Below are 21,371 nucleotides of genomic sequence, written 5' to 3'. Positions count from 1 at the left end.
TGCTGATCGGCCAGGAAGTCTGGGGCACCGGCCGGGAGCTGGGCTTCTTTGCCGACGGTTCCCACGCGCAATTCGTCAAACTGCCGGCCAATGGCGTGGCGCTGAAGCCGACGCATCTGAGCTTTGCCCAGGCTGCCAGCCTCGGTGTGCCGTACACCACGGCGTGGGATGCGCTGGAGCGCAGTCTTGTCACGACCGGAACGCGGTTGTTGGTGATCGGCGGCGGGGCGGTGGGCAGCGCAGCATTGGCGCTGGCCAAAGTCCGGGGCGCCCAAGTGCTGGCGGCGGCGCGGCGGCCGGAGCAGGTCAAGGATTTGCAGGCTCAGGGTTATCAGACGCTGCAACTGGATAAGCCTGAGGACCTGGGCGCACAGGTCAACGCCGTGTATGCCGGCGGTGCCGACGTGATCTTCGACACCACCGGTTTCTGGCTACCGGCCTCGGTCCCGGCGCTGGCCGCGTTCGGTCGCATCGCAATCATCGCCGCGCCGGCGGATGGGCATGTGCAATTGCCGGCCCTGGCGCTGTATCGCAAGGGCGGTTCGGTGGTAGGGATCAATTCGTTGCTGTACGGGGTTCAGGCGTGTGCGGCGATGCTCGAACAGTTCGGAAGCTTTTTCGATCAGGGCCTGTTGCCGTTGCCGGAAGGGCTAGTTGAATCGCCGTTGGCCGAGGGGCTGGAACGGTATGCCGAGGTGAATCAGGGCAGTGGCGACAAGGTGATTTTGTTGCCGTAAAGAGCTTCGCGGGCAAGCCTCGCTCCTACAGGTTGGTGTCGATTTCGAACCGTAGGAGCGAGGCTTGCCCGCGAAAGCGTCCTCAAGCCGAACTCAAACCTCAGGCACGCCTTTCTCCCAAGCCGACCAATTCTTTAAAATCTCCTGCACCAACGGATTCCCCGTGCGGTACAGGTTCTCCAGTGCCGGCACAAACCCGCCCTGATCGGCGTATTTGAGCAGGTTATCCACCTCGCTCTGGCCCGGCGCGGGCCGGTCGAAGTCGGAACCGGCGCGTACCACCGCCAAACGGCGGACATCCACCAGACCTTCGCGACTGGCCCGCAACAGTGCCTCGTAGGTGGAGTTGTCTTCCTGCTGAGTGGTGCAGTAGACACCTTCGTTGTTGGTCAGCAATTTTGTCCAGACTTCCGCCCGCTCACTCAAGCGCGTCCCGGAAAACCAGGTATTGCCCGCCAGCGTGTCGCACTGCGTCACCACCGGCGGCTGATTGGCCGGGGCCGACGGATACTTCAAGCGCCACGCCGCCGACTCCTTGCTCTCGCTCAGCTCGACCTTGTGGCTCAGGGCGAAGGCCTTGGCCTGCAGCTTTGGGTTGAGTTCGAAGACTTCGGTCTTGTAATCCAGCGGTGGTTTTTCGTTCGGGCCTTTGGTGTTGATGCCCAGGTAACCGGTCGGCCAGTCTTTCGGCGCGTCCCGGGAGTCCAGTTCCCACTGGGTGCCGAACTCCACCAGGTAGTGCGCCCACGCGGTGGTGCCGATGGTCCCGTGTTTCGGGCTGATGCCGGCAATCCCGGCGATCAGGAAGTAACTTTTGCGCAGGTCGAATTTTGGCGACAGCGCCAGGGCCAGGGTTGAGGCCGCCGCATTGGTCTGGCCCATGCCGGTGACCATCAGGCATACCTGTTCGATGTTGCAGCGAATGTTCGGGTACTCGGCGGAGAGGCCCGGTACTCGCACTTCCTGCTTGAGTTCCAGGCGATCGATCCAGTTCTGCGCCTCGGGAGCGAACATGGTGATCAGCATCACTTTCGGCTGGATCGGCGCTTCTACCGCCCAGGCAGAGGAAGAGAGCAGGGTGCTTGCCGCAAAACCGACAGACAGGGAAAGACGCGTCATTGCTTTCATAAAACCTCCTGATTCAAATGAGCCTTAAAACTGATAGCCGACACCGGCGTAGTAACCCCAGCCGTTGGAACGGGCGCGGAAGTCGCCGTCGCCGAAATTCAACTCACTGCCGTCCTCCCAGTTGCCGCCGTTGTGGAAGTAACGGCCGACCAGGGTGAAACGCAAGTGGGTGAAGGCGTAGAGCAACACGTTGGTGGCCACGGTGGCATTGGCGGTGCGGGCCGGGTTGTCCTTGTGCAGATCGGAGCCGAAGTCGAAGTTGGTGAAACCGATGTAGGTCAACGAAGCGCCGTTGCTGAAACTGCTGATGGGCACGATGTATTTGAGCTGGGCACGGTAGCCGTCCCACGAATACTCGTTACTGGCGCCGTAGTTTTCCCACTGGTAGCGACCGTAGAAGTTGGCCGACAGGTTGACCCGCGAATGGGTGTCGATGTCGGTGCCGAGGCCGCTGTACAGCGTGTTGGCGCGGTTGGCGCGGTTGCTGCCGTGGTCGTAGATCCAGTCGAACGCCACGTACCATTCCTTGAACGGCCCGACGGCCAGGCTGCGGCCGGAGAGGTAGTCGATGGAAATCCGCGGTTCGTGCTCCATGAACACTGGCGAGCCGTGGTCCCATACGCCTTTGTCATGGCTGTTGCCGATGTCGAAGATCTTCGGAATGTCGATGTAGCCGTACAACTCGAACGGCCCCTTGCGGCCGAAGTACTCGTATTCCAAGTAGATGTCGTCGGCCGGTTGCGGGCCGAAACTGATGTCCTTGCTGCCGATGACGGTCAGGTCCTGATTGAACCAGTCCGACAGGTACGCGCCTTTTTTTGGTGGGTTGGCTTCAGGACTGAGGGCTTCGCCCTGGGCGGACTCTTCGGTGGTGGCCGGTTGGGCCAGCGCGGAGCTGCTGAGTAGTCCTGTAACGCTGGCCAACAGCAAGGAAACAGCAAACGTGCGCGAGCAAGTCACGCGACTGGGGGTGCAATGCATTAAAAGTCCCTTTTCGTGCGGATCGAAGCCCCGGTGGTGCGGGCTTGTGCGGTTTAAGTGGCGAACAGGCCGGTATCGGCGGCTCGCAAACGTTTGCATAAGCTATACCAATTTTCGCAATGCGCTGAAAAGCCGGAGGAATTGGCGGTTTTGCTGTCCTTTTGGTCAAGGATTTCGAGGGGCGGGGGAAAGGCGGGGGAGCTGAATGCACCAAAGTGAGTTTCGCTGCACAAAGATCGTTCTTACGCGGCTTCTGCCAAATGGGGTTGCTGTAGAATCCTCGCCATTGACTTCACAAGGTGCATCCCATGAGCGAGCCGATACGTCTGACCCAATACAGCCACGGCGCAGGTTGCGGCTGCAAGATTTCGCCCCAGGTGCTGGAGGTGATTCTGGCCGGCAGCGGGGCGCAGAACCTGGACCCGAAACTCTGGGTTGGCAACGCCTCGCGCGATGACGCGGCGGTGTATGCCATCGATGAAGAGCGCGGCGTGGTGTCGACCACTGACTTCTTTATGCCGATCGTCGACGATCCGTTCGATTTCGGCCGTATCGCCGCCACCAACGCCATCAGCGACATTTACGCCATGGGCGGCGATCCGTTGATGGCGATTGCGATCCTCGGCTGGCCGGTCAATGTGCTGGCGCCGGAGATTGCCCGGGAAGTGATTCGCGGCGGGCGGTCGGTCTGCGATGAAGCGGGAATCCCCCTGGCCGGCGGCCATTCCATCGACGCACCTGAGCCGATCTTCGGCCTGGCCGTGACCGGACTGGTGGAAAAGCGCCACATGAAGCGCAACGACACTGCCACCGCCGGATGCCTGCTCTATCTCACCAAACCCTTGGGCATCGGCATCCTCACCACCGCCGAGAAAAAGGGCAAGTTGCGCAATGCCGACATCGGCCTGGCCCGCGACTGGATGTGCACCCTGAACAAACCCGGAAGCCGTTTTGGCAAGCTCGATGGCGTGACCGCAATGACTGACGTCACCGGTTTCGGCCTGCTCGGGCATCTGGTGGAAATGGCCGACGGCAGCAACGTGACCGCCCGCATCGGCTATGACCGTGTGCCGCGCCTGCCGGGCGTCGAGTATTACCTCGATCAGGGCTGCGTGCCCGGCGGCACACTGCGCAATTTCGACAGCTACGCCAGCAAGGTCGGTCGGCTCCAGGAGTTGCACAAACGCGTGCTCTGCGACCCGCAGACCAGCGGCGGTTTGCTGATTGCGGTCAAGCCCGAAGGCGACGCAGCGTTCCTGGCGGTGGCGGCCGAACTTGGGCTGGCCCTTCAGCCGATCGGCGAACTGGTTGAGCGACAGACCCACGCGGTTGAGGTGGTTTGATGTCCAGAGACTTCACCGATTACCGCGACATCTTCCTCAACGACCGGCCGATGATGGATGTGCGCGCGCCGATCGAATTCCTCAAGGGCTCATTCCCTGGTGTGGTCAACCTGCCGCTGATGAATGACCACGAGCGGCAACGGGTCGGCACTTGCTACAAGCAACACGGTCAGCAAGCAGCCATCACGCTGGGGCATCAATTGGTGGCCGGCGCGACCAAGGCCGAGCGTATCCAGGCCTGGGCCGATTTTGCCCGGGCGCATCCGGATGGTTATTTGTATTGTTTTCGCGGTGGGCTGCGTTCGCAGATCACCCAGCAGTGGCTCAAGGACGAAGCGGGCATCGACTATCCGCGGGTCGGTGGCGGCTACAAGGCCATGCGCACCTTCTTGCTCGACACGCTCGACCAGGCCGTTGCCCAGTGCGATTTCGTTTTGCTGGGCGGCATGACCGGCACCGGCAAGACCGAGGTGCTCACGCAATTGAGCAACGCGCTGGACCTTGAAGGTCATGCCCATCATCGCGGCTCCAGCTTCGGCAAACGCGCCACCGGCCAACCCTCCAACATCGACTTTGAAAACCGCCTGGCCGTGGACGTGCTGAAAAAGCGTGCCAGCGGTATCGAGCAGTTTGTGCTCGAAGACGAGAGCCGCGCGATCGGCAGTTGTGCGCTGCCGTTGCCGCTGTATCAGGGCATGCAGCAGTTTCCGATGGTCTGGCTGGAAGACAGCCTGGAAGGGCGCGTCGAGCGGATCCTGCGCGATTACGTGGTGGATTTATGCGCCGAGTTCACCGAGGTGTATGGCGATGAAGGCTTCGCGCTGTTTTCCGAGCGGATGTTGGCGAGCCTGAACAATGTCCAGAAACGCCTGGGCGGCGAACGTCATCGGCGGATGCTGACCTTGATGGAGGATGCGCTGGCGGAACAGGCCAATAGCGGCGCGGTGGATTTGCACCGGGGCTGGATCGAAGGGTTGCTGTGTGAGTATTACGACCCGATGTATGTGTTTCAGCGGGAGAAGAAGGGGGCGCGGATCGAGTTTGTCGGGGATCGGGGGGCGGTTCTCGAATATTTGCGGGAGCGGGGTAAGCAGCGGGGGTGATGTTGTTTTTACTGGCCCCTTCGCGAGCCTGCTCGCGATGAGGCCTGGCAGGTGCCCGACCGCTTACGTCGGACAAGTCTCCGGGCCGTTATTGAGCCCTTGCTTATAGAGGTGGCTCTGCAGGCTGGCCTTGCCGTTGTGCCAGGTCAGCGTGAGCACGTACAGCGAGTCATAGTCGCTGGATGCCCAGTCATCGGTGATGCGCTGTTCTGAGCCGACGGCTTCCCCGGCGACCTTGTTGATCAGCTCGGGCAGGTAGCCATGAGACCAGGCGGTATAGATGATCGAGTTGTGATACTTGTCGCGAAGCAGTTCATCGGCCAGGTCGCTGGTGTCGTTGGCCGAAAATTCGATGTTCACCGGCAAGCCGAGCTTGATCGCGCTGGGGCTGATGGTCATCAGGGGGCGAATGTAACTGTAGGAATTATCCAGTTCGCCTTCCTCTACATTGCGCGTCGGGTTGGCGGCAAACACGTAGTTGGCCTTGCCGAATTTTTCCGGCAGCAAGGTGGCCAGGTCGATGGCGCGGTTCAGTCCCTGACAATTGAGCTGACCCAGGCCGCCGGCCGGTTTTTCCGCGTGACGCAAAAACACCAGCGTCTGTGTACCGTCCACCGGTTGGGCGCGGCTTACACTGGACTCCAGTGACAAAAACAACGCGCTGGCCGCCAACAGAGCGGGCAGGAAGATATAAGCGCGATGTTTGAAGCGGTTGGTGAGTTTCAAAGGATTCATCATCGAATAGGTAATCTTCAGCGCATTTGGTTAAGGCCGACAAACCTTGACACCTCAAGTGCCTAGCATAGGGTGTTTGCCATGTCGTTGACCCGGTCCATTTCTAACAGGGCAATGCTCAGAGTCCGCTGAAGCCCTTTTGGTTCGATTCGAGCTTCGATCCGGGCCAGGTGCCTGGCACTTTAGCGGCAACCTTGAACGGATTGGGGGGAAGGTTATCGACAGGATGTTTCGGATTGATGGGCACAGTACACATGTTAGCCCCGTCCCCCTTATGATCTTCACTCCGACTTTCCCGTGGAAGCTCCCGATGACCGATTTGTCTGCATTCCCCATCACTCGAAAATGGCCGGCCCAGTACCCGGAGTGGATCCAGCTCTATTCCTTGCCAACGCCCAATGGCGTCAAGGTTTCGATCATGCTCGAAGAGATCGGGCTGCCCTACGAGCCGCATCGTGTGAGCTTCGACACCCAGGATCAGCTGTCCCCTGAGTTTCTGTCGCTGAACCCCAACAACAAGATTCCGGCGATCCTCGACCCCCACGGCCCGGGCGACCAACCGCTGGCGCTGTTCGAGTCCGGGGCGATTCTGATTTACCTCGCCGACAAGAGCGGGCAACTGCTGGCCCAGGAGTCGGCAGCGCGTTACGAGACCCTTCAGTGGCTGATGTTTCAGATGGGCGGTATCGGGCCGATGTTCGGCCAGCTCGGCTTTTTCAACAAATTCGCCGGCAAGGACTACGAAGACAAGCGTCCCCGTGATCGTTACGTCGACGAAAGCAAGCGCTTGCTCAAGGTCCTCGATGGCCGTCTGCAAGGGCGCGACTGGATCATGGGCGAGCGCTACACCATTGCCGACATCGCGACTTTTCCGTGGGTGCGTAACCTGATCGGCTTCTACGAGGCCGGTGATCTGGTCGGCATACAGAATTTCCCCAATGTCACTCGCGTGCTGGAGCGTTTCCTGGCAAGGCCGGCGGTGATTCGTGGGCTGGAAATCCCCAAGCAATCCCTTTGAATCCCTCATCACCAAGGCAGGCAATGAGCTCATTCGATTTCAAGCAAGTAGATGTCTTCAGCCACGTCGTGCTCAAGGGCAACGCGCTGGCGGTGGTGTTCGGCGCAGACAAGCTCAGCGATGAACGCATGGCGGCGTTCGCGAACTGGACCAACCTCAGCGAAACCACTTTCGTGCTCGAACCTCGAGACCCCCGGGCCGACTATCGGGTACGCATCTTCACCACCCTGCAAGAGTTGCCGTTCGCCGGTCATCCGACGCTGGGCACCTGCCATGCCTGGCTCGAGGCCGGTGGGGTGCCCAAAGGCGAGGAGATCATTCAGGAATGCGGTGCCGGGTTGGTGCGAGTGCGTCGGCAGGGGGCGGAGCTGGCGTTTCTCGCGCCACCGTTGCTCAGGTCCGGCCCGGTGGACGCCGGGCTGGTCGAGCGTGTACGGCTGGGCCTCGGATTGGCGCCGGGAGCGATTGTGCGCACGCAATGGGTCGACAACGGTGCCGGTTGGCTGGCGGTGATGGTCGAGGACCGCCAGCAGATTCTGGACTTGCAGCCGGATCATGCACAGATGCTCGGCCTCGCCGTCGGTGTCATCGCGCCATGGCACCCCGAGCGCGATGGTGCTGAGGCGCAGTTCGAAGTGCGTGCATTCATCTCCGGCGACGGCATGCCGGAAGACCCGGCCACCGGCAGCCTGAACGCCGGAATCGCTCAATGGTTGCTCAGCGAAGGGCTGGCCCCGGCATCTTATGTCGTCAGTCAGGGCCTGACCATGGGCCGCGCCGGGCGGATTCGGGTGGAGCAGGTGGGAGATGAGATTTGGATTGGTGGTGCTGTCGTGACGTGCATTGCCGGAACGCTGACGATCTAACCTGTGAGAGCAGGCGGTATTCGATGCGGGCGATTGTTGCCGTCGCGGTAACGTTGTCTTGAGCGATCGAGGTTTGTGTCCCGCACCTTGCAGGGCATAAGCTCTGCGCCCTACGAATTTCGTCTCTTCAGGAAGGTCCATGTCCAGTCAGTTCCCCGAAGCACGTCCACGCCGTCTGCGCCGCAATGCGAGCCTGCGCAGCCTGTTCCAGGAAACCGAGTTCAGCTTGAATGACCTGGTGCTGCCGATTTTCGTCGAGGAAGAGATCGACGATTTCGTGCCGATCAAGAGCATGCCCGGGGTGATGCGCATTCCCGAGTCGAAACTGGCCGGCGAGATTGAGCGTTACGCCCGGGCCGGGATCAAGTCGGTGATGACCTTCGGCGTGTCTCATCATCTGGACAGCAACGGCAGCGACACCTGGAACGATAACGGCCTGGTGTCGCGCATGTCGCGCATCGCCAAAAACGCCGTGCCGGAAATGATCGTGATGTCCGACACCTGTTTTTGTGAGTACACCGACCACGGCCATTGCGGCGTGTTGCACCAGCACGAAGTCGATAACGACCAGACCCTGATCAACCTCGGCAAACAAGCCGTGGCCGCCGCCCGGGCCGGCGCCGATGTGATCGCGCCGTCGGCGGCGATGGACGGGCAGGTCCAGGCGATTCGCCGGGCGCTCGATGCGGCGGGTTTCAGCCAGACGGCGATCATGGCCTATTCGACCAAATTCGCCTCGGCGCTTTATGGCCCGTTCCGCGAAGCCGGCGGCAGTGCGCTCAAGGGTGACCGCAAAAGCTATCAGATGAACCCGATGAACCGTCGTGAAGCGGTGCGTGAGTCGTTGCTGGACGAACAGGAAGGCGCCGACGCGCTGATGGTCAAGCCGGCCGGCGCGTACCTGGACATCATCCGCGACATCCGCGAAGCCTCGCGTCTGCCGTTGTCGGCGTATCAGGTGAGCGGTGAATACGCGATGATCAAATTCGCCGCCCAGGCTGGGGCGATCGATGAAGATCGCGTCGTGCGTGAGAGTCTGGGGGCGATCAAAAGGGCGGGGGCGGATTTGATCTTCACCTACTTCGCAATGGACCTGGCCCTGGCCGGGATCTAACAAATCAAAAGATCTTCAGGTGATATAAGGCCGTATCCCATGATCGCGGAAATACCGTTCGATCACCTTCGGATCGGCGCTGTAATCGGCGATCGCCACATAGGTATCGGGGCGCAGCAGGTAAAACCCGTTGCGCGCCAGTCCCACGGTTTCAAACACCGGTCGCCAGTCGAACACCTGCAACGGCAGGTGATGCGCGCTGCACCAGGCGATCATCTCGTCGCTGGTTTCGCCATACACATGCACCTGCCAGGTCAGGTATTTCAGCGATTCGAAGTTGTCCCCTTCATCGTCGTGGGCCCAGGGCAGGCGATCACCGCCGTGAATATGGCCGGTAACGCCCTCACTCAACGGCATGCCGCGATAGTTGAGGGTGGTCTGTGACACCGTGCGAAACAGGAACTCCCGGACGGCCTCGAACGAGATCATTTTCGGGATCAAAAAGGGCGCCACGCGCATGCGCATTACGTCGGCAATTGGCCCATCGGCCGTGACAAAATTGAACACCCGATCAGTGGTGGCCACCAGGCGCTGGGCAAAGGCGATGCGTTCGGTTTCATAACTGTCGAGCAGTTTGGCCGTGGCGCTGCCGCTTAACACCGCCGCGAGCTTCCAGGCCAGATTGATCGCGTCGCCAATCCCGGTGTTCATGCCCTGGCCACCCGCCGGGCTGTGGACATGGGCGGCGTCACCCAACAGAAACGCGCGTCCGGTACGAAAGTGATCCGCTACCCGGTGATGCACGCGGTAGGTCGAGAACCAGTTCACCTGATCGATCTGCACCTTTAAATTCTCGATGGCCCGCCTGCTGACGTCTGCAAACTGGAGGGTTTCGGCGCGCTCGGCGCGTTCGTCGCGAACCGTGCCGATCAGTCGGGCGCGACCTTCGCTGGACAAAGGAAAAATGGCGAGAAAGTCGGCTTCGTCGAGGTCCACATGCAATTCACCGTTGAACGTCGGGCCGCGGGCCTGCACATCCGCCACGTAGAAAATCTGTTGGTAGGTGCCCCCCGGAAAATCGGTGTCCAGGGATTTGCGCACGATCGAGCGGGCGCCGTCGCAGCCAGCGAGGTAGCAGGCCTGGCAGGTTTGCTGCTGGCCATCGGGCAAGCGCAGCGTTGCGGTGATGCCATCGCCAGTTTCCTCGAAACTGTGCAATTCGGTGTTGCGCTCCACCGTAATGCCAAAGGTCTCCAGGCGTTCGATCAGCAGTTGTTCATGCTCGTCTTGCGGATAGATTTCCAGGAACGCATAGGGCGTCAACCCCTCGCCGATGGCGCTCAGCGGCAGGTGTGCGACCGGTTCGCCCTTGACCCAGAAATTCGCGGCGCACACTTTATGGCCGTTCTGCACCACGGCGTCGCTGAGGTCGAGCTGGCGATACAGCTCCAGCGTTCGGGCCTGTACTGCCAACGCGCGTGAGGTAGTACCGGGGGCCGAGGTCTTGTCGATAATCCGCACCCCAATCCCCAGCTTGCTCAGCCACAGTGCCAGGACCAGCCCGGTCGGGCCGGCGCCGATGATCAGCACGTCGCTACGGTTCATGAGCCTGTCCTCCTCGGTGTGTGGATCAAGTATGGTTCAACCGGGGGGCACTCGCAGGCTCGACAGCTGCTACGGCGAACGAGTTGCTACGGAACAGGGAGAGGTCGGGATAGTCATAGCCTGCGCCATGCCATTGATCGTATGGTTAACCCGGCTCAACGGATTTGATGGAGCACCATGCAAGCCAATCGATTGATCATGAGCGTGGCCGCGCTGTTGGTACTGGCCGGTTGCGGCACTCAGCGCCCTCAGGAACCGCCGGCCCGCAAGCCTGCCGAGGTCAAGGCCGAGATCGTCAGCCTGCTGCCGGCCAAAACGGTCGACCGTCAGGGCTGGGCCACGGACATCTACGCAGCATTTGCCGCGCAAAAGATTTCGCCGACCACGCAAAACCTGTGTTCGGTACTCGCGGTCGCTGAGCAGGAGTCGACGTTTCAGGCTGACCCGCTGGTGCCAGGCCTGGGCAAGATCGCCCGGGATGAAATCGACCGCCGCGCCGATAAGGCCCACATCCCCGGCTTGCTGGTCAGCGGTGCCTTGCAGGTGCGTTCACCCAACGGCAAAAGCTACAGCGACCGGCTGAATGCCGTGCGCAGCGAAAAAGAGCTCAGCGAGATTTTCGATGACTTCATCGGCATGGTGCCCATGGGCCGGACCTTGTTCGGTGGCTTCAACCCGGTGCACACCGGCGGGCCGATGCAGGTCAGCATCGACTTTGCCGAGCAGCATGTGCGGGATTATCCCTACCCGGTGAACGGCTCGATTCGTCACGAAGTGTTCACCCGTCGCGGTGGCCTGTATTTCGGTATCGCCCACTTGCTCGGCTATCCGGTGAGCTATCAGCAGCCGCTGTATCGCTTCGCCGATTTCAACGCCGGTTGGTACGCCAGCCGCAATGCGGCGTTTCAGAACGCGGTCAGTCGTGCGACGGGTATCCCGCTGGCGCTGGATGGCGACCTGGTGCGCTACGACTCGATCATGCCCGGCACCACGGAACTGGCGGTGCGCACCCTTGGCAAGCAATTGGACATGCGCAACCCGACCATTCGGGATCAACTGGAGGAGGGCAAAAGTCTTCAGTTCGAGGACACCACGCTCTATCAACGCGTCTTCGCTTTGGCCGAACAGGCCGAAGGCCGGCCATTACCCCGGGCGGTGTTGCCGGGGATCGTGCTGCAAAGCCCGAAAATCACCCGAAAACTCACCACGGCGTGGTTTGCCAAGCGGGTCGACGAGCGCTATCAGCGCTGTATGAAGCGCGCGGGAGGGTAACCGGGCAAGCTCGCTCCCACATGGTTCGTGCGCAGTCTTTGGCATCTGCTACAAAGAGAGAGTCGCAGAGGAGATTTAGTCATGTACCAGCTCTATGGGCATCAGAATTCGGGGGCGGCCGCCATCGAAGCCGCGCTGGAACTGTGCGAGGTTCCTTATCGCTTCATCGACGTTTCATCGTCCCCGCAGGCGCTGCATGCGCTGGAGAAGCTCAACCCGCTGAAGCAGGTTCCCACTCTGCAACTGCCTGATGGCGGCGTTCTTACCGAGAGTGCGGCCATCCTGATTCACCTGGGCCTTACGTTTCCGGAGTCGAATCTGTTGCCGGAAAATCCGATCAAGCGCGATCAGGTGATTCATGGCCTGGTGTATATCGTCAGCAATTGTTACACCGCCATCGGCATCATCGATTACCCCGAACGCTGGCTGGCCGAGGCGGACGAGTCGTCCCGGCAAAACCTCATGGCCGGTGCCCGCCAACGCCTGCATTGGCATTGGGAGGTGTTTGCCGATCAGTTCGCCGGCAAGTTGTACCTGGACGATGGAAAACCGGGCGCGCTGGATATTCTGGCAGCGGTGGTAACGCGGTGGGCGGGCACCCGGGAACACTTGCGCATTGCGCGGCCGGGGTTCTTCGCCTGGCTCGAACGCTTCGACCGCCACCCTGCATTGGCGCCGGTCTTCTCTCGGCATTGGCCATAGGAACACCGCCAAACACATGTTGTGGGGGAGGGGCGGGCTTATCTGTGGCGAGGGAGCTTTTGTGGCGAGGGGGCAAGCCCCCTCGCCACAAAAGCCCCCTCGCACAGTGTGCAATCACTCGCCGCGAATGTACTGCTCCAGCTGCCGAATCAGTTCAGCCTGTTCGGCAATGGCTTCCTTGACCAGGTCGCCGATCGACAGCAAGCCCATCAGCTCACCGTCCTCCACCACCGGCAAATGCCGCAGGCGTTTGTCGGACATGATGCCCATGCAGGTTTCGACGGTTTGATGGGTGTCCACGGTGATCACCGGCGACACCATGATGTCGCTGACCGGTGTGCCGACGGAGGAGCGCCCCTTGAGCACCAGTTTGCGCGCATAGTCCCGCTCACTGATGATGCCGACGACCTTTCCGTCTTTGAGGACCGGTAACGCGCCGACGTTTTTGGCGGCCATCACCATCAGCGCTTCCAGCACCATTTGATGAGGCGCAATGGTGTGGACTGCCTGATTCTGTTGGGCCTTTAACTTGAGCAACTGGGCGACGGTTTTCATGACGGCTTCTCGGGTGTTGTCGTTGTTCTTGAAGAATCGTAGAGACACGCTCACAGAGCAAGGGAGAAAGCGGCAGATAACACGCAAATAGCGTCATTCAGGCTTTTTTTTCATAACCCCCCCCGATTCATCGAGAGAATGTGTCGATTAGCAGGATAGGCTCAGGCCCGGAGGGCGTTCAGTTTTGTCGCGTGTCGACCGGGGAGACCGGGTAACGGGGATTATGGGTTTTTTGGTTAATACCTTGAAATAGAGGGAGGAAAATCGAATAAAGAAATTCGGGTAGGCTCATACCTCTAATAAGTCATGGATGACTCGTCATTATGTTTGATGCTCTAACGGCTGCTGAATCTACGCAGCGTTCACTTCCTGAGTCTATGACTCAGAGTCCGCACATACCTTTTATTGCCAAGTCTATTCCAGACTGGCTATTGAGCACCCGTGCAGAAAATCGCACCGCTTTAAAACAGAATGTTGGACCTGCCATGCCCTGGTATGACATGGCGTCGGCGCAATTACGTGGTGAGATGAAAAGGGCGTTTGAGGACAGTTGGGTATCACAAAACGAAACTGATAGAACCCTGAACAAAATTCAGGAAGTCGAAACGTTCGCAGAACAGCTTTTAATCACTGCGCTGAAAGATAAATACGGCATTACCCTGGATGTCAAAGCGACCTACCTGCGGCTTTACTGCCCCAAGGGCATTGTCGTCGGGTTTGATGTGCGGACGCTGTCACTGCTTGAGGCCTCGCTGCATAACTTCGAAGTTAAAGAAACCCGAGCGGGTTATTTCGACAGGGCGAGCGACTTCATTACGAAGCCTTCCGCTTCCGGGCAATTCGACGTCGTGCCGATCAAACATAAACTGTCTGTCGAGGCCTTTGCAGCGCTGTGTCGTGAACTGGATATCGGGGCTCGATACCAAGCTTACCTGAAGGCATTCATGGGGTTCACCAACCCGGTGGCAAGGGCGGTGTTACAACATAAAGTACAGGCCAGCCAACAGGATGCGTTGCGTGCGGCCAGTGTTCTGGCGCTCATGAAACAAGACATCGATCACGATACTCACCGCATGCTGTTGAATCTGGTTGCGGGGCATCAAGCACTGACTTTGCAGGGCCAACCCATGCACTGTTACGAGTTGAGGATGATGGATACGGCCCTGACAGGCATTGTTCTGATTGCGGCGGACCTCGATAGCAGCCGTCAGATTGAACAAGTCATCGCCTATGTCCCCCATGATCCGGAACATCCGGTCAAACAATACCCCTCCCTGGCCAGCTTCCATAGAGAACTGATCTCACAATTACGCGTGCCTGAGTATCAGCGCTTTTTCAGCCGGTTTGTCCCTCATCAACAGCGAGGCACCTTCTTTTTCCAGCTCAATAACCGGCTTTCAAGCATTCAATGGCATGCATCCTTGCCGTTTGAACAAAAGCCGGCGTGGCGTGAGGAGCCGAATATCAATCCTGATTTGCGGATGACCTATCTGCGAAACAGCGGTGACTTCTGGCCCCGTGACTTTCACCAGAAACTGAACAAGATCCTCAATGACGCTCGGGCGATGGCGGTTCCCACTGGCGATGAAGATGAAAAAACTCGTTGGGCGCGTTGGGATAGTTTTCAAAAGGTCGCCGCAGTCGTTCTTGAAGCGGCCACTTTTGTGGCGACGCTCTTTGTACCGTTACTTGGCGAGCTGATGCTGGCCTATACCGCCTATCAACTGCTTGATGAAACGTTCGAAGGGATTGTCGAGTGGTCAGAGGGACAGAGAAGCGAAGCTGCCGGGCATTTGATCGGTGTGGCTGAAAGCCTGATCCAGTTGGGTGCATTCGCGGCAGGAGGCAAAGTAGTGGGCACCCTGTTGCCGCTCAAGTCGTCGCCCTTTATCGAGGGCATGAGGGTCGTAGAAAAGAGCGATGGCAGGTCGCGGTTATGGGACGCGGATCTGCAGCGCTACGCACAGTCGATTACCCTTGATGAGTCTGTCCGGCTGGATGAAAAGGGCATTTATCGACATTCCGGACAGGAGGTGCTGCCGCTCGATGGCACGCAGTTTGTGATTGAGCCTGATCCTGGATCGGATCAGTACCGCATCCAGCATCCCCGTCGGGGCGACGCCTATGCCCCCCGTCTTGTACACAATGGCGTTGGTGCGTGGGCGCATGAGGCTGAGCGCCCTCAGACCTGGCAGGGCGTCACCCTGATGCGACGCCTGGGACATCGCGTCGATTCGTTTTCCGATCAAACCCTGGAGCTGATCCGGATCGTCAGCGGTGTTGACGACGCGGTATTGCGCAAACTACATGTCGAGCATGAGCGGCCGCCGGCGTTGCTGGTGGCAACCATCAAGCGTTTTACCGCTGACCAGGAGGTTAAAACTTTCATCGAGCGAATAAGTAGCCGTGACCCGCAGGTGTATGGTCAGGCCGATGTGCAGACTCAACTGAAGCTGCTGACGGGTCATCGCAAATGGCCCAAGAACCGCACCGTGCAGTGGCTCGATGCGCAAGACAAGGTGCTCTGGCAATCTTCGCCAGACCTGGGCGAATCGATCATCAAGGTCAGATCCGGGCAGACCGGTTACCACGATCTGGCCGCAACGATGCTCTCCCAACTGCAGGAACAGGAGGTCAAGACGCTGCTGGATGAAGCGTTTGGCAATGGAATCATCGCCCTGGATGTGCGGGCGGCCAGACTGCGTGCGCTTATCGCCACGGCGGCCAGTGAGCAAGAAACGACGTTGGTGGATGCTCGTTTCAGCCTTGATGAAGCTCCTGTCGGCCCCGACGTTGCGGCGCACGTTGGATGGTTGCGTAGTGAGTTTCCTCAATTGCCGGGTGCCATCATGGATGAGCTGCTGGTCGGTATCACCGAGGCGGAACAAAGACAGATGAGCGATCGACAGCATTTGCCGTTTCGTCTGCGGCAGGAGGTCCGCACGGCGATGCGCGAATGGCGGATTGTTCGGGCGTACGAGGGGCTGTATTTGCCCTCGAGCGCGAATCTGGATACCAGTCGGCTGGCGTTGCACAGCCTCGAGCGCCTGCCGGGCTGGTCGCCCGAGGTACGCATCGAAATTCGCAACCAGTCATTCGAGGGACCGCTGCTCGACAGTATCGGGCCGGAACGCGTGTCCATTCGCAAAGTGCTGGTGCGAACCATGGAAAACACCTTTCAGTCCCATGACGAAGAGGGTAATACGCTGCATGGCGGCGACGATTTCTATACCGCCCTGTTACAAGCCTTGCCTGACGCCGCGCGCAGAAAACTGGGCCACGAAATCGGCCAGGGCATCCAGTTGCGACAGACATTACAGAACGCACCGCTGACGCATGCGGCGTTGCGCGAAATTCTCCCGGATCCCTCCATTCGACATGTAATGGACACCGCGGCCGCAACCCGTTTGCGCGGAGCCGTTCAGGGGTATGCACGGATCAATGAGCCTCTGCTCGGTACAGGGGGGACCTTGAGTCTGGAGGATCGGTTCAAGGTGCTGTACCCGCAGGCGAGTGCGGATACGTTTGCCGATTTTGTCCGCTCATCCGGCTCGCAGACTCAGGCGTTGCGGGGCATCGGCGAACGGGAATTGGAGTTCGAGGAACTGACCAAAGCCCTGGATAGCTGGGTGGCGATCGAGAGAGGCGAGCTTCTGCCCATGGATCAACGCTACCACAAGGGACGTTTTGCCAAGGCGATCAAGCAATGCTGGCAGGCTGCACTAACTTCGGGGCCGGACGGCTACGCCCTGGATCTGAATTTTCACTGGACGAGTGATTTTCTGGAGTATCTGCCAGCATTGAATGCTGATTTCCGGCATGTCAGTTCGCTACAGTTCCGCCATGTCGAACTGCGTACCGATATCACCGGTTTTCTTCGTTATTTTTCCAACTTGAGGGCGCTGGATTTGAGTGATAACGCGCTGGTCGCCGCCCCTCGCTTGCAAGAAAGTCTGCCGGTGCTCGAGCATCTGAACCTGTCCAATAACCAACTGACGCTGACCGCTGACAGTGTGGCGGATCTGGCTGGTCTGACTCGTCTGCAAACACTGAGACTGGCCGGCAACCCGGCGCTGTCGCAGCAGCCGGATGTCAGCCGGATGGCTGAACTCCACCTGTTGGATTTGCACGATACCGGTATCACGGAGTGGCCCACCGGCCTGCTCACGCTGCCGCGACCGCGCGCCTTTGAACTGGATCTGCAGGGCAATCCGATCGAACAGGTCCCCCAAGTGACACCCGGTTCGGAGCAGGCACGGCTTGTTGCCCGCACCCGCTTGAGCCGCGACCGGTTGTCAGATCAAGGTCGTGAACAATTTCAGAGCTATATGCGTTCTGTAGGGTATGACCCGGCACGCAGTTACCCGCCCAAAGGCGAGGAAACCAGTGTGTACTGGCTGGAAGGTTTGTCTGGCGCAGAACGACAAAGCAGGCAAACGTTGTGGGATGAGCTTGAAGGGGAGCCGAATGCCCAGGGGTTTTTCGAGGTGCTGGAGCAACTCGCCGACTCAGCCGATTACGTCGAAGAAGCCAGTCGCCCGGAGCTGACACAACGAGTGTGGCGCCTGCTCGATGCCGCTGCCCAGGATACCCCGCTGCGCGAAGAACTGTTTCGCCTGGCGAGCAACCCTGATTCATGCGCCGACGCCGGTGCGCAGATTTTCAATGAAATGGGGTTCAAAGTACTGGTTCACGAAGCGTATCTGGCCGGCAGCCCTGAGCAGATCGAAACCAGCCTGATCAGGTTGGCGAAGGGCAAGTCCCGTCTGGATCAGGTCAATGAAATCGCGCGCGCCACTGTCCAGAGCCGATTGCAGGCCGGTGAAAGCTTTATGGCGGTCGATGAAGACGGGGACATCACCGGTACCATCGACGAAGTGGAAGTTTATCTGGCGTTTCAGACCGGTCTGGCGGATCGGCTTGATCTGCCATGGCAATCTCGGGGCATGTTGTTCCGGGAGATGGCCGAGGTCAGTGATGCGCAGATAGATCAGGCGCATGAATCGGTTTTGACGCTTGAGGCGGGTGAGGGGCTGGTGAACCGGATTATTGAGCAGCGGTTTTGGTGCAAGTACCTGAAGAGTCGCCATGCGCAAGCATTCGCACAGAATTCGACGGCGTTTAATGCTCGCTCAGAGGAGCTGCTCAATCGGCATTTGGCGGGCACCGTCTCACAGCAGGTATATGAGCGCGAACTTCTTGAGTTGGCCGAGGGGCGTAAGGGATTATTGAGGACGCTGACAGCGCAGGTGTGGAAAAAGGCCGCATAGCCTGCACGGTACCGCATCGCATCACGCGACCGGTCTGTCGTTGCGCACAGACCGGTTTTTTTGGGGCCGTTAGCGTGTTTGGCTCCAGAAGGATATTGCCCTACCGGTATTCCACTATCGCGCTGTTCCACTGGGACCGAGTCGTCGCCGTTCTCCCCGTCAAGACATCAAAGGCTGATGTATTGTCGTAGGACTCAAGCAAGATATGGGTGCAGTTGAAACAAGCGGGAAAGGCCTGCGCTGCTATCGCCCCTTGTAGTTTTTGCGTCACCACTTGAATGAGCGCCGGGTCGGTTGTCCCGGTCTGCGCTTTCTGGATATAAAGCGCCAGATTGGCCGCTTGAACTTCTGCGTGGGCGGCAGGGAGTCCACTGGATTGGGGCAGGTCACCTTCGCTTGCCGCTATATGACCTTGAATACGGTTCTTTATCAGCGGGTGAAGTGGCGTTTGTTCATACTCTATGCCGGCCAGGTCAATCGTTTCAGATGTCGTCCCTCGGTAGATTTTTACAGGAAGCGCAGGATCTTTGATTCGCTCGATATACCGGTTGCTCAAATATTCCGTATATCGATCAGGGTCGGTGAATCTCAGGATGCCACCTGTGACCGGATTGTCTCTACCGAGGCTATCATCCGCCTGTCTGTGCATCTCTACGCCATGTTTGGCTTTAGTGAGCGTTATATTTCTTTCCAAAGGGATATTGAAAAAGTCGGTGATGTAAATGGCATCGTCAGGTGTTGAGCCTTCAATCGCTACTCCCGCATGTGCGACAGCGACCTCGGATCTAAACGTTTTTGAGAACCGCGCATCTGGATGTGTCTTAAAGTGTTCTTCGCTTGCAGCCAGTTGTTTTGTCGCGGAGCCTTTCACTTTAGGCACCGGATGAGTGCGCGGCACCTCAAGCATGGCGGTGGTTCGGGCACTTACCCTCTGGTTAAGCGCGGCTCCTTTGGTAAGCCCAAGCCTATCGACAAAACTCATCGGGTTACTACCCACCATCTCATACAGATTCAACCCGTCCACTGTTCCCGCCGGGTCGGCACTGATCCAGCGTTGCAACCACGACGCGAAATAACGCCGTCCGTAGTAGTAAAGTCCGCTGTCATCCCGCTCCTTGCCCGAATAGCGGATGGTTTTATAACTGACTTCCCGCACCGAATCCGCTCTCAGCGAGGCCGTGCCGCCGAAGGGATAATAGTCCTCGTGACTGATCAGGCGGCCCGCTTGATCGAGCTCGATGAGGCTGGAACCCAGGCTGTCGTCGAGGCAGTAGCGCACCTGATTGGCATCAATGTCTTCCGGTTTACCCTGGAGCCAATGCAGGCAGCGTACGTTGCCTATTACGTTCGGCAAGGTGATGACGTGCAGCTCTTCACCCGTGTCGCGGCAGCGTATTTCCAATCCGGGAAGGTAGCGTACTTCGTGGAAATGGCTGGTCGATGATGTATGGGTTTCGTGGCGTTTATAGACACGTACGCCATTGCTGTAGCGAAAGGTTTCCGTATCGTGGAGGCCATTTTCGCGCTCGATCAGCGTGATGGAGGCCAGCTCATCATGGCTGTTCCATTGCAACGCCTGGCCCGGTTGCAAGGCCTGGAGATTGCCATGGCGGTCAAACAGCTTTGAAAAATCGGGTTCAGGATCCCCTTCTTTCCAGCGCACGCCACGGTTGCTGGACGGATCAATGCGCATCCGATGGGTGTAACCGCGTACCGCGCGGCTATGAGTAATCTTGATCAGGTTGTTGCCTGTATCGTACTCGAAGGTTTGTGTGTACTTCAGGAAGTTGTTGGGGTCGTTGGGCAGCGGCCTCCCCGGCATGCTGGACGGCGGGGGGCTATCATGACCGGTGGCGCTGACCAACCGGTACAGGGGGTCATATATGAATTCGCGGGCTCCATCAATGTACTGGTTGGCCAAGAACACCGGATTGAAGGTGTGATCCTTTATGCTCAGTACGTTACCGACCTTGTCATAGTCATATTCCAGATCTTGCCGCAGGTTCTGGCCAGGCACTCCCGCCTTCATGCGTGTCAGCCGACCATCCGCCTGGTCGTAGATCCAGGTTCTGGTCATGCCGTTGCCGAGTTGTTGCTCGATGACCTGGCCGGCGGCGTTGTACTGCGCGTTCTTGAGGATGTCCTGAGCGGAGTCGCTGGCATTGATTTGCAGTGTCACTTGCTTGAGTTGCCCGGCAACGTCGTAGCGTGAATGCTGCTGATGGTTGCCGGCATCTGTCTGGCTCAGCGCCTTGCCGTCTGCACCGTAGCGCCATCGTGTGGTGTAGACGCAGCCATCGAATAACGTGCGGGTTTCTTCTAAAGGCAGGTAATGCAAACTAAAGGAATCGAATGCAATCGAACCCGAAGGATCGACTTTCTTGATCAGCTGACCCCGCAAGTTTTTCCCGGGATCCGCATCGCCCCGCCCATAGGTCAAGACTTCGACGTTCGGTTGCGCATTGGCGTCAACCGCCAACATGCGCAGTTGATCATCGTAGGTATTTCGCCATTGATTGCCGCGCTCATCCCAGCGGCAGAGGACTTCACCGGCCACCCCGAGCAAGCTCAGACGCCAGCCGGAATCGACGCTGTCGACCTTCAGCGGTTGGCCGGTCAGCCCATGGACCGTCGTCAGGGTGGGCCTGGAGCCATACAGACGCGGATCCCAGTGTTCCACCGGTCTGCCGGTGACGTCATGACGCTGTCGGGTGATGAGCGCTTCCAGAGGCTCGCGAGCGCTATTGCGCAGGTAGGCCACATGGCGAACCGCCAGGCCGCGGCCATCATTGGCAGTAATCGAAGAGGTGTTCCGATGCACGGTGAGATCCATCTCTCTATCTCCTTCAATGCGTAGCATCGGTCACGGCAAGGATTTTCTCCAAGGCTCGATGCTATCAACGTACGAGGGGTGTGTAACCTGTCAGATATGACAGGTGACAAGGGACGCACCTATCCCAACGCATCCACACGGTTGCCCAATGACGCGTAGAATCACCCCT

Annotated in this window: 14 protein-coding genes and 1 pseudogene; 9 read left to right on the top strand and 6 right to left on the bottom strand. The window is 59.0% G+C overall.

Annotated elements, in window-relative coordinates; all coding sequences use genetic code 11:
• Window positions 1–2: 2 nt before the first annotated feature.
• A pseudogene (locus AC07VO_RS10300) lies at window positions 3–737 on the top strand (quinone oxidoreductase family protein); the annotation flags it as partial.
• A gap of 93 nt (window positions 738–830) precedes the next feature.
• Here the strand turns inward: AC07VO_RS10300 and AC07VO_RS10295 are convergent.
• Window positions 831–1,865 (bottom strand): purine-nucleoside phosphorylase, encoded by a 1,035-nt coding sequence (locus tag AC07VO_RS10295; RefSeq protein ID WP_086945080.1) that lies wholly within the window; start codon window positions 1,863–1,865, stop codon window positions 831–833.
• A gap of 24 nt (window positions 1,866–1,889) precedes the next feature.
• Entirely contained in the window at window positions 1,890–2,846 is a 957-nt protein-coding gene (locus AC07VO_RS10290; protein ID WP_086945079.1) for a nucleoside-specific channel-forming protein Tsx, read from the bottom strand.
• Window positions 2,847–3,154: 308 nt separating this feature from the next.
• Here AC07VO_RS10290 and selD point away from each other — a divergent pair, with 308 nt between their 5' ends.
• Window positions 3,155–4,189, top strand: a complete 1,035-nt coding sequence (gene selD / locus AC07VO_RS10285) for a selenide, water dikinase SelD (RefSeq protein WP_018925384.1) — start codon at window positions 3,155–3,157, stop codon at window positions 4,187–4,189.
• Window positions 4,189–5,292, top strand: a complete 1,104-nt coding sequence (mnmH, locus tag AC07VO_RS10280; protein WP_064618962.1) for a tRNA 2-selenouridine(34) synthase MnmH — start codon at window positions 4,189–4,191, stop codon at window positions 5,290–5,292. Before selD ends, mnmH begins: the two co-directional genes overlap by 1 nt.
• A 63-nt stretch (window positions 5,293–5,355) precedes the next feature.
• On the opposite strand, the gene AC07VO_RS10275 is transcribed toward mnmH, so the two are convergent.
• Window positions 5,356–6,030: a histidine phosphatase family protein gene (locus tag AC07VO_RS10275; RefSeq protein WP_086945078.1), complete on the bottom strand. Its 675-nt coding sequence runs from the start codon at window positions 6,028–6,030 to the stop codon at window positions 5,356–5,358.
• Between the two features lie 307 nt (window positions 6,031–6,337).
• Here AC07VO_RS10275 and AC07VO_RS10270 point away from each other — a divergent pair, with 307 nt between their 5' ends.
• The 3 genes from AC07VO_RS10270 (at window position 6,338) to hemB (ending at window position 9,025) form a co-directional block, all read left to right on the top strand.
• Entirely contained in the window at window positions 6,338–7,045 is a 708-nt protein-coding gene (locus tag AC07VO_RS10270) for a glutathione binding-like protein (protein WP_086945077.1), read from the top strand.
• A 23-nt stretch (window positions 7,046–7,068) separates the two neighbouring features.
• The gene (locus tag AC07VO_RS10265; protein ID WP_064618953.1) at window positions 7,069–7,911 is read left to right on the top strand and encodes a PhzF family phenazine biosynthesis protein; all 843 of its coding nucleotides are present in this window, start codon (window positions 7,069–7,071) and stop codon (window positions 7,909–7,911) included.
• Window positions 7,912–8,050: 139 nt separating this feature from the next.
• Window positions 8,051–9,025 (top strand): porphobilinogen synthase, encoded by a 975-nt coding sequence (hemB, locus tag AC07VO_RS10260; RefSeq protein ID WP_018925389.1) that lies wholly within the window; start codon window positions 8,051–8,053, stop codon window positions 9,023–9,025.
• A gap of 15 nt (window positions 9,026–9,040) precedes the next feature.
• On the opposite strand, the gene AC07VO_RS10255 is transcribed toward hemB, so the two are convergent.
• Complete coding sequence (locus tag AC07VO_RS10255) at window positions 9,041–10,570, bottom strand: FAD-dependent monooxygenase (RefSeq protein ID WP_064618947.1); 1,530 nt, start codon at window positions 10,568–10,570, stop codon at window positions 9,041–9,043.
• 177 nt (window positions 10,571–10,747) lie between these two features.
• Here AC07VO_RS10255 and AC07VO_RS10250 point away from each other — a divergent pair, with 177 nt between their 5' ends.
• The gene (locus AC07VO_RS10250) at window positions 10,748–11,842 is read left to right on the top strand and encodes a DUF1615 domain-containing protein (protein ID WP_064618944.1); all 1,095 of its coding nucleotides are present in this window, start codon (window positions 10,748–10,750) and stop codon (window positions 11,840–11,842) included.
• Between the two features lie 81 nt (window positions 11,843–11,923).
• Window positions 11,924–12,544: a glutathione S-transferase N-terminal domain-containing protein gene (locus AC07VO_RS10245; protein ID WP_018925392.1), complete on the top strand. Its 621-nt coding sequence runs from the start codon at window positions 11,924–11,926 to the stop codon at window positions 12,542–12,544.
• 114 nt (window positions 12,545–12,658) lie between these two features.
• On the opposite strand, the gene AC07VO_RS10240 is transcribed toward AC07VO_RS10245, so the two are convergent.
• Window positions 12,659–13,099, bottom strand: a complete 441-nt coding sequence (locus AC07VO_RS10240) for a CBS domain-containing protein (protein ID WP_007939416.1) — start codon at window positions 13,097–13,099, stop codon at window positions 12,659–12,661.
• A gap of 485 nt (window positions 13,100–13,584) precedes the next feature.
• Between AC07VO_RS10240 and AC07VO_RS10235 the strand changes: the two genes are divergently transcribed.
• Window positions 13,585–18,369, top strand: coding sequence for an NEL-type E3 ubiquitin ligase domain-containing protein (locus AC07VO_RS10235; RefSeq protein WP_495007513.1), 4,785 nt, complete (start codon window positions 13,585–13,587; stop codon window positions 18,367–18,369).
• A 100-nt stretch (window positions 18,370–18,469) separates the two neighbouring features.
• Here the strand turns inward: AC07VO_RS10235 and AC07VO_RS10230 are convergent, their stop codons facing one another.
• Window positions 18,470–21,202: an RHS repeat-associated core domain-containing protein gene (locus AC07VO_RS10230; RefSeq protein ID WP_087126078.1), complete on the bottom strand. Its 2,733-nt coding sequence runs from the start codon at window positions 21,200–21,202 to the stop codon at window positions 18,470–18,472.
• Between the last annotated feature and the right edge of the window lie 169 nt (window positions 21,203–21,371).

Source organism: Pseudomonas sp. GW821-FHT03E01, assembly GCF_059420765.1.
Note: the sequence above shows the minus strand (reverse complement) of the source record. Positions and strands in the feature narration are given on the sequence as shown.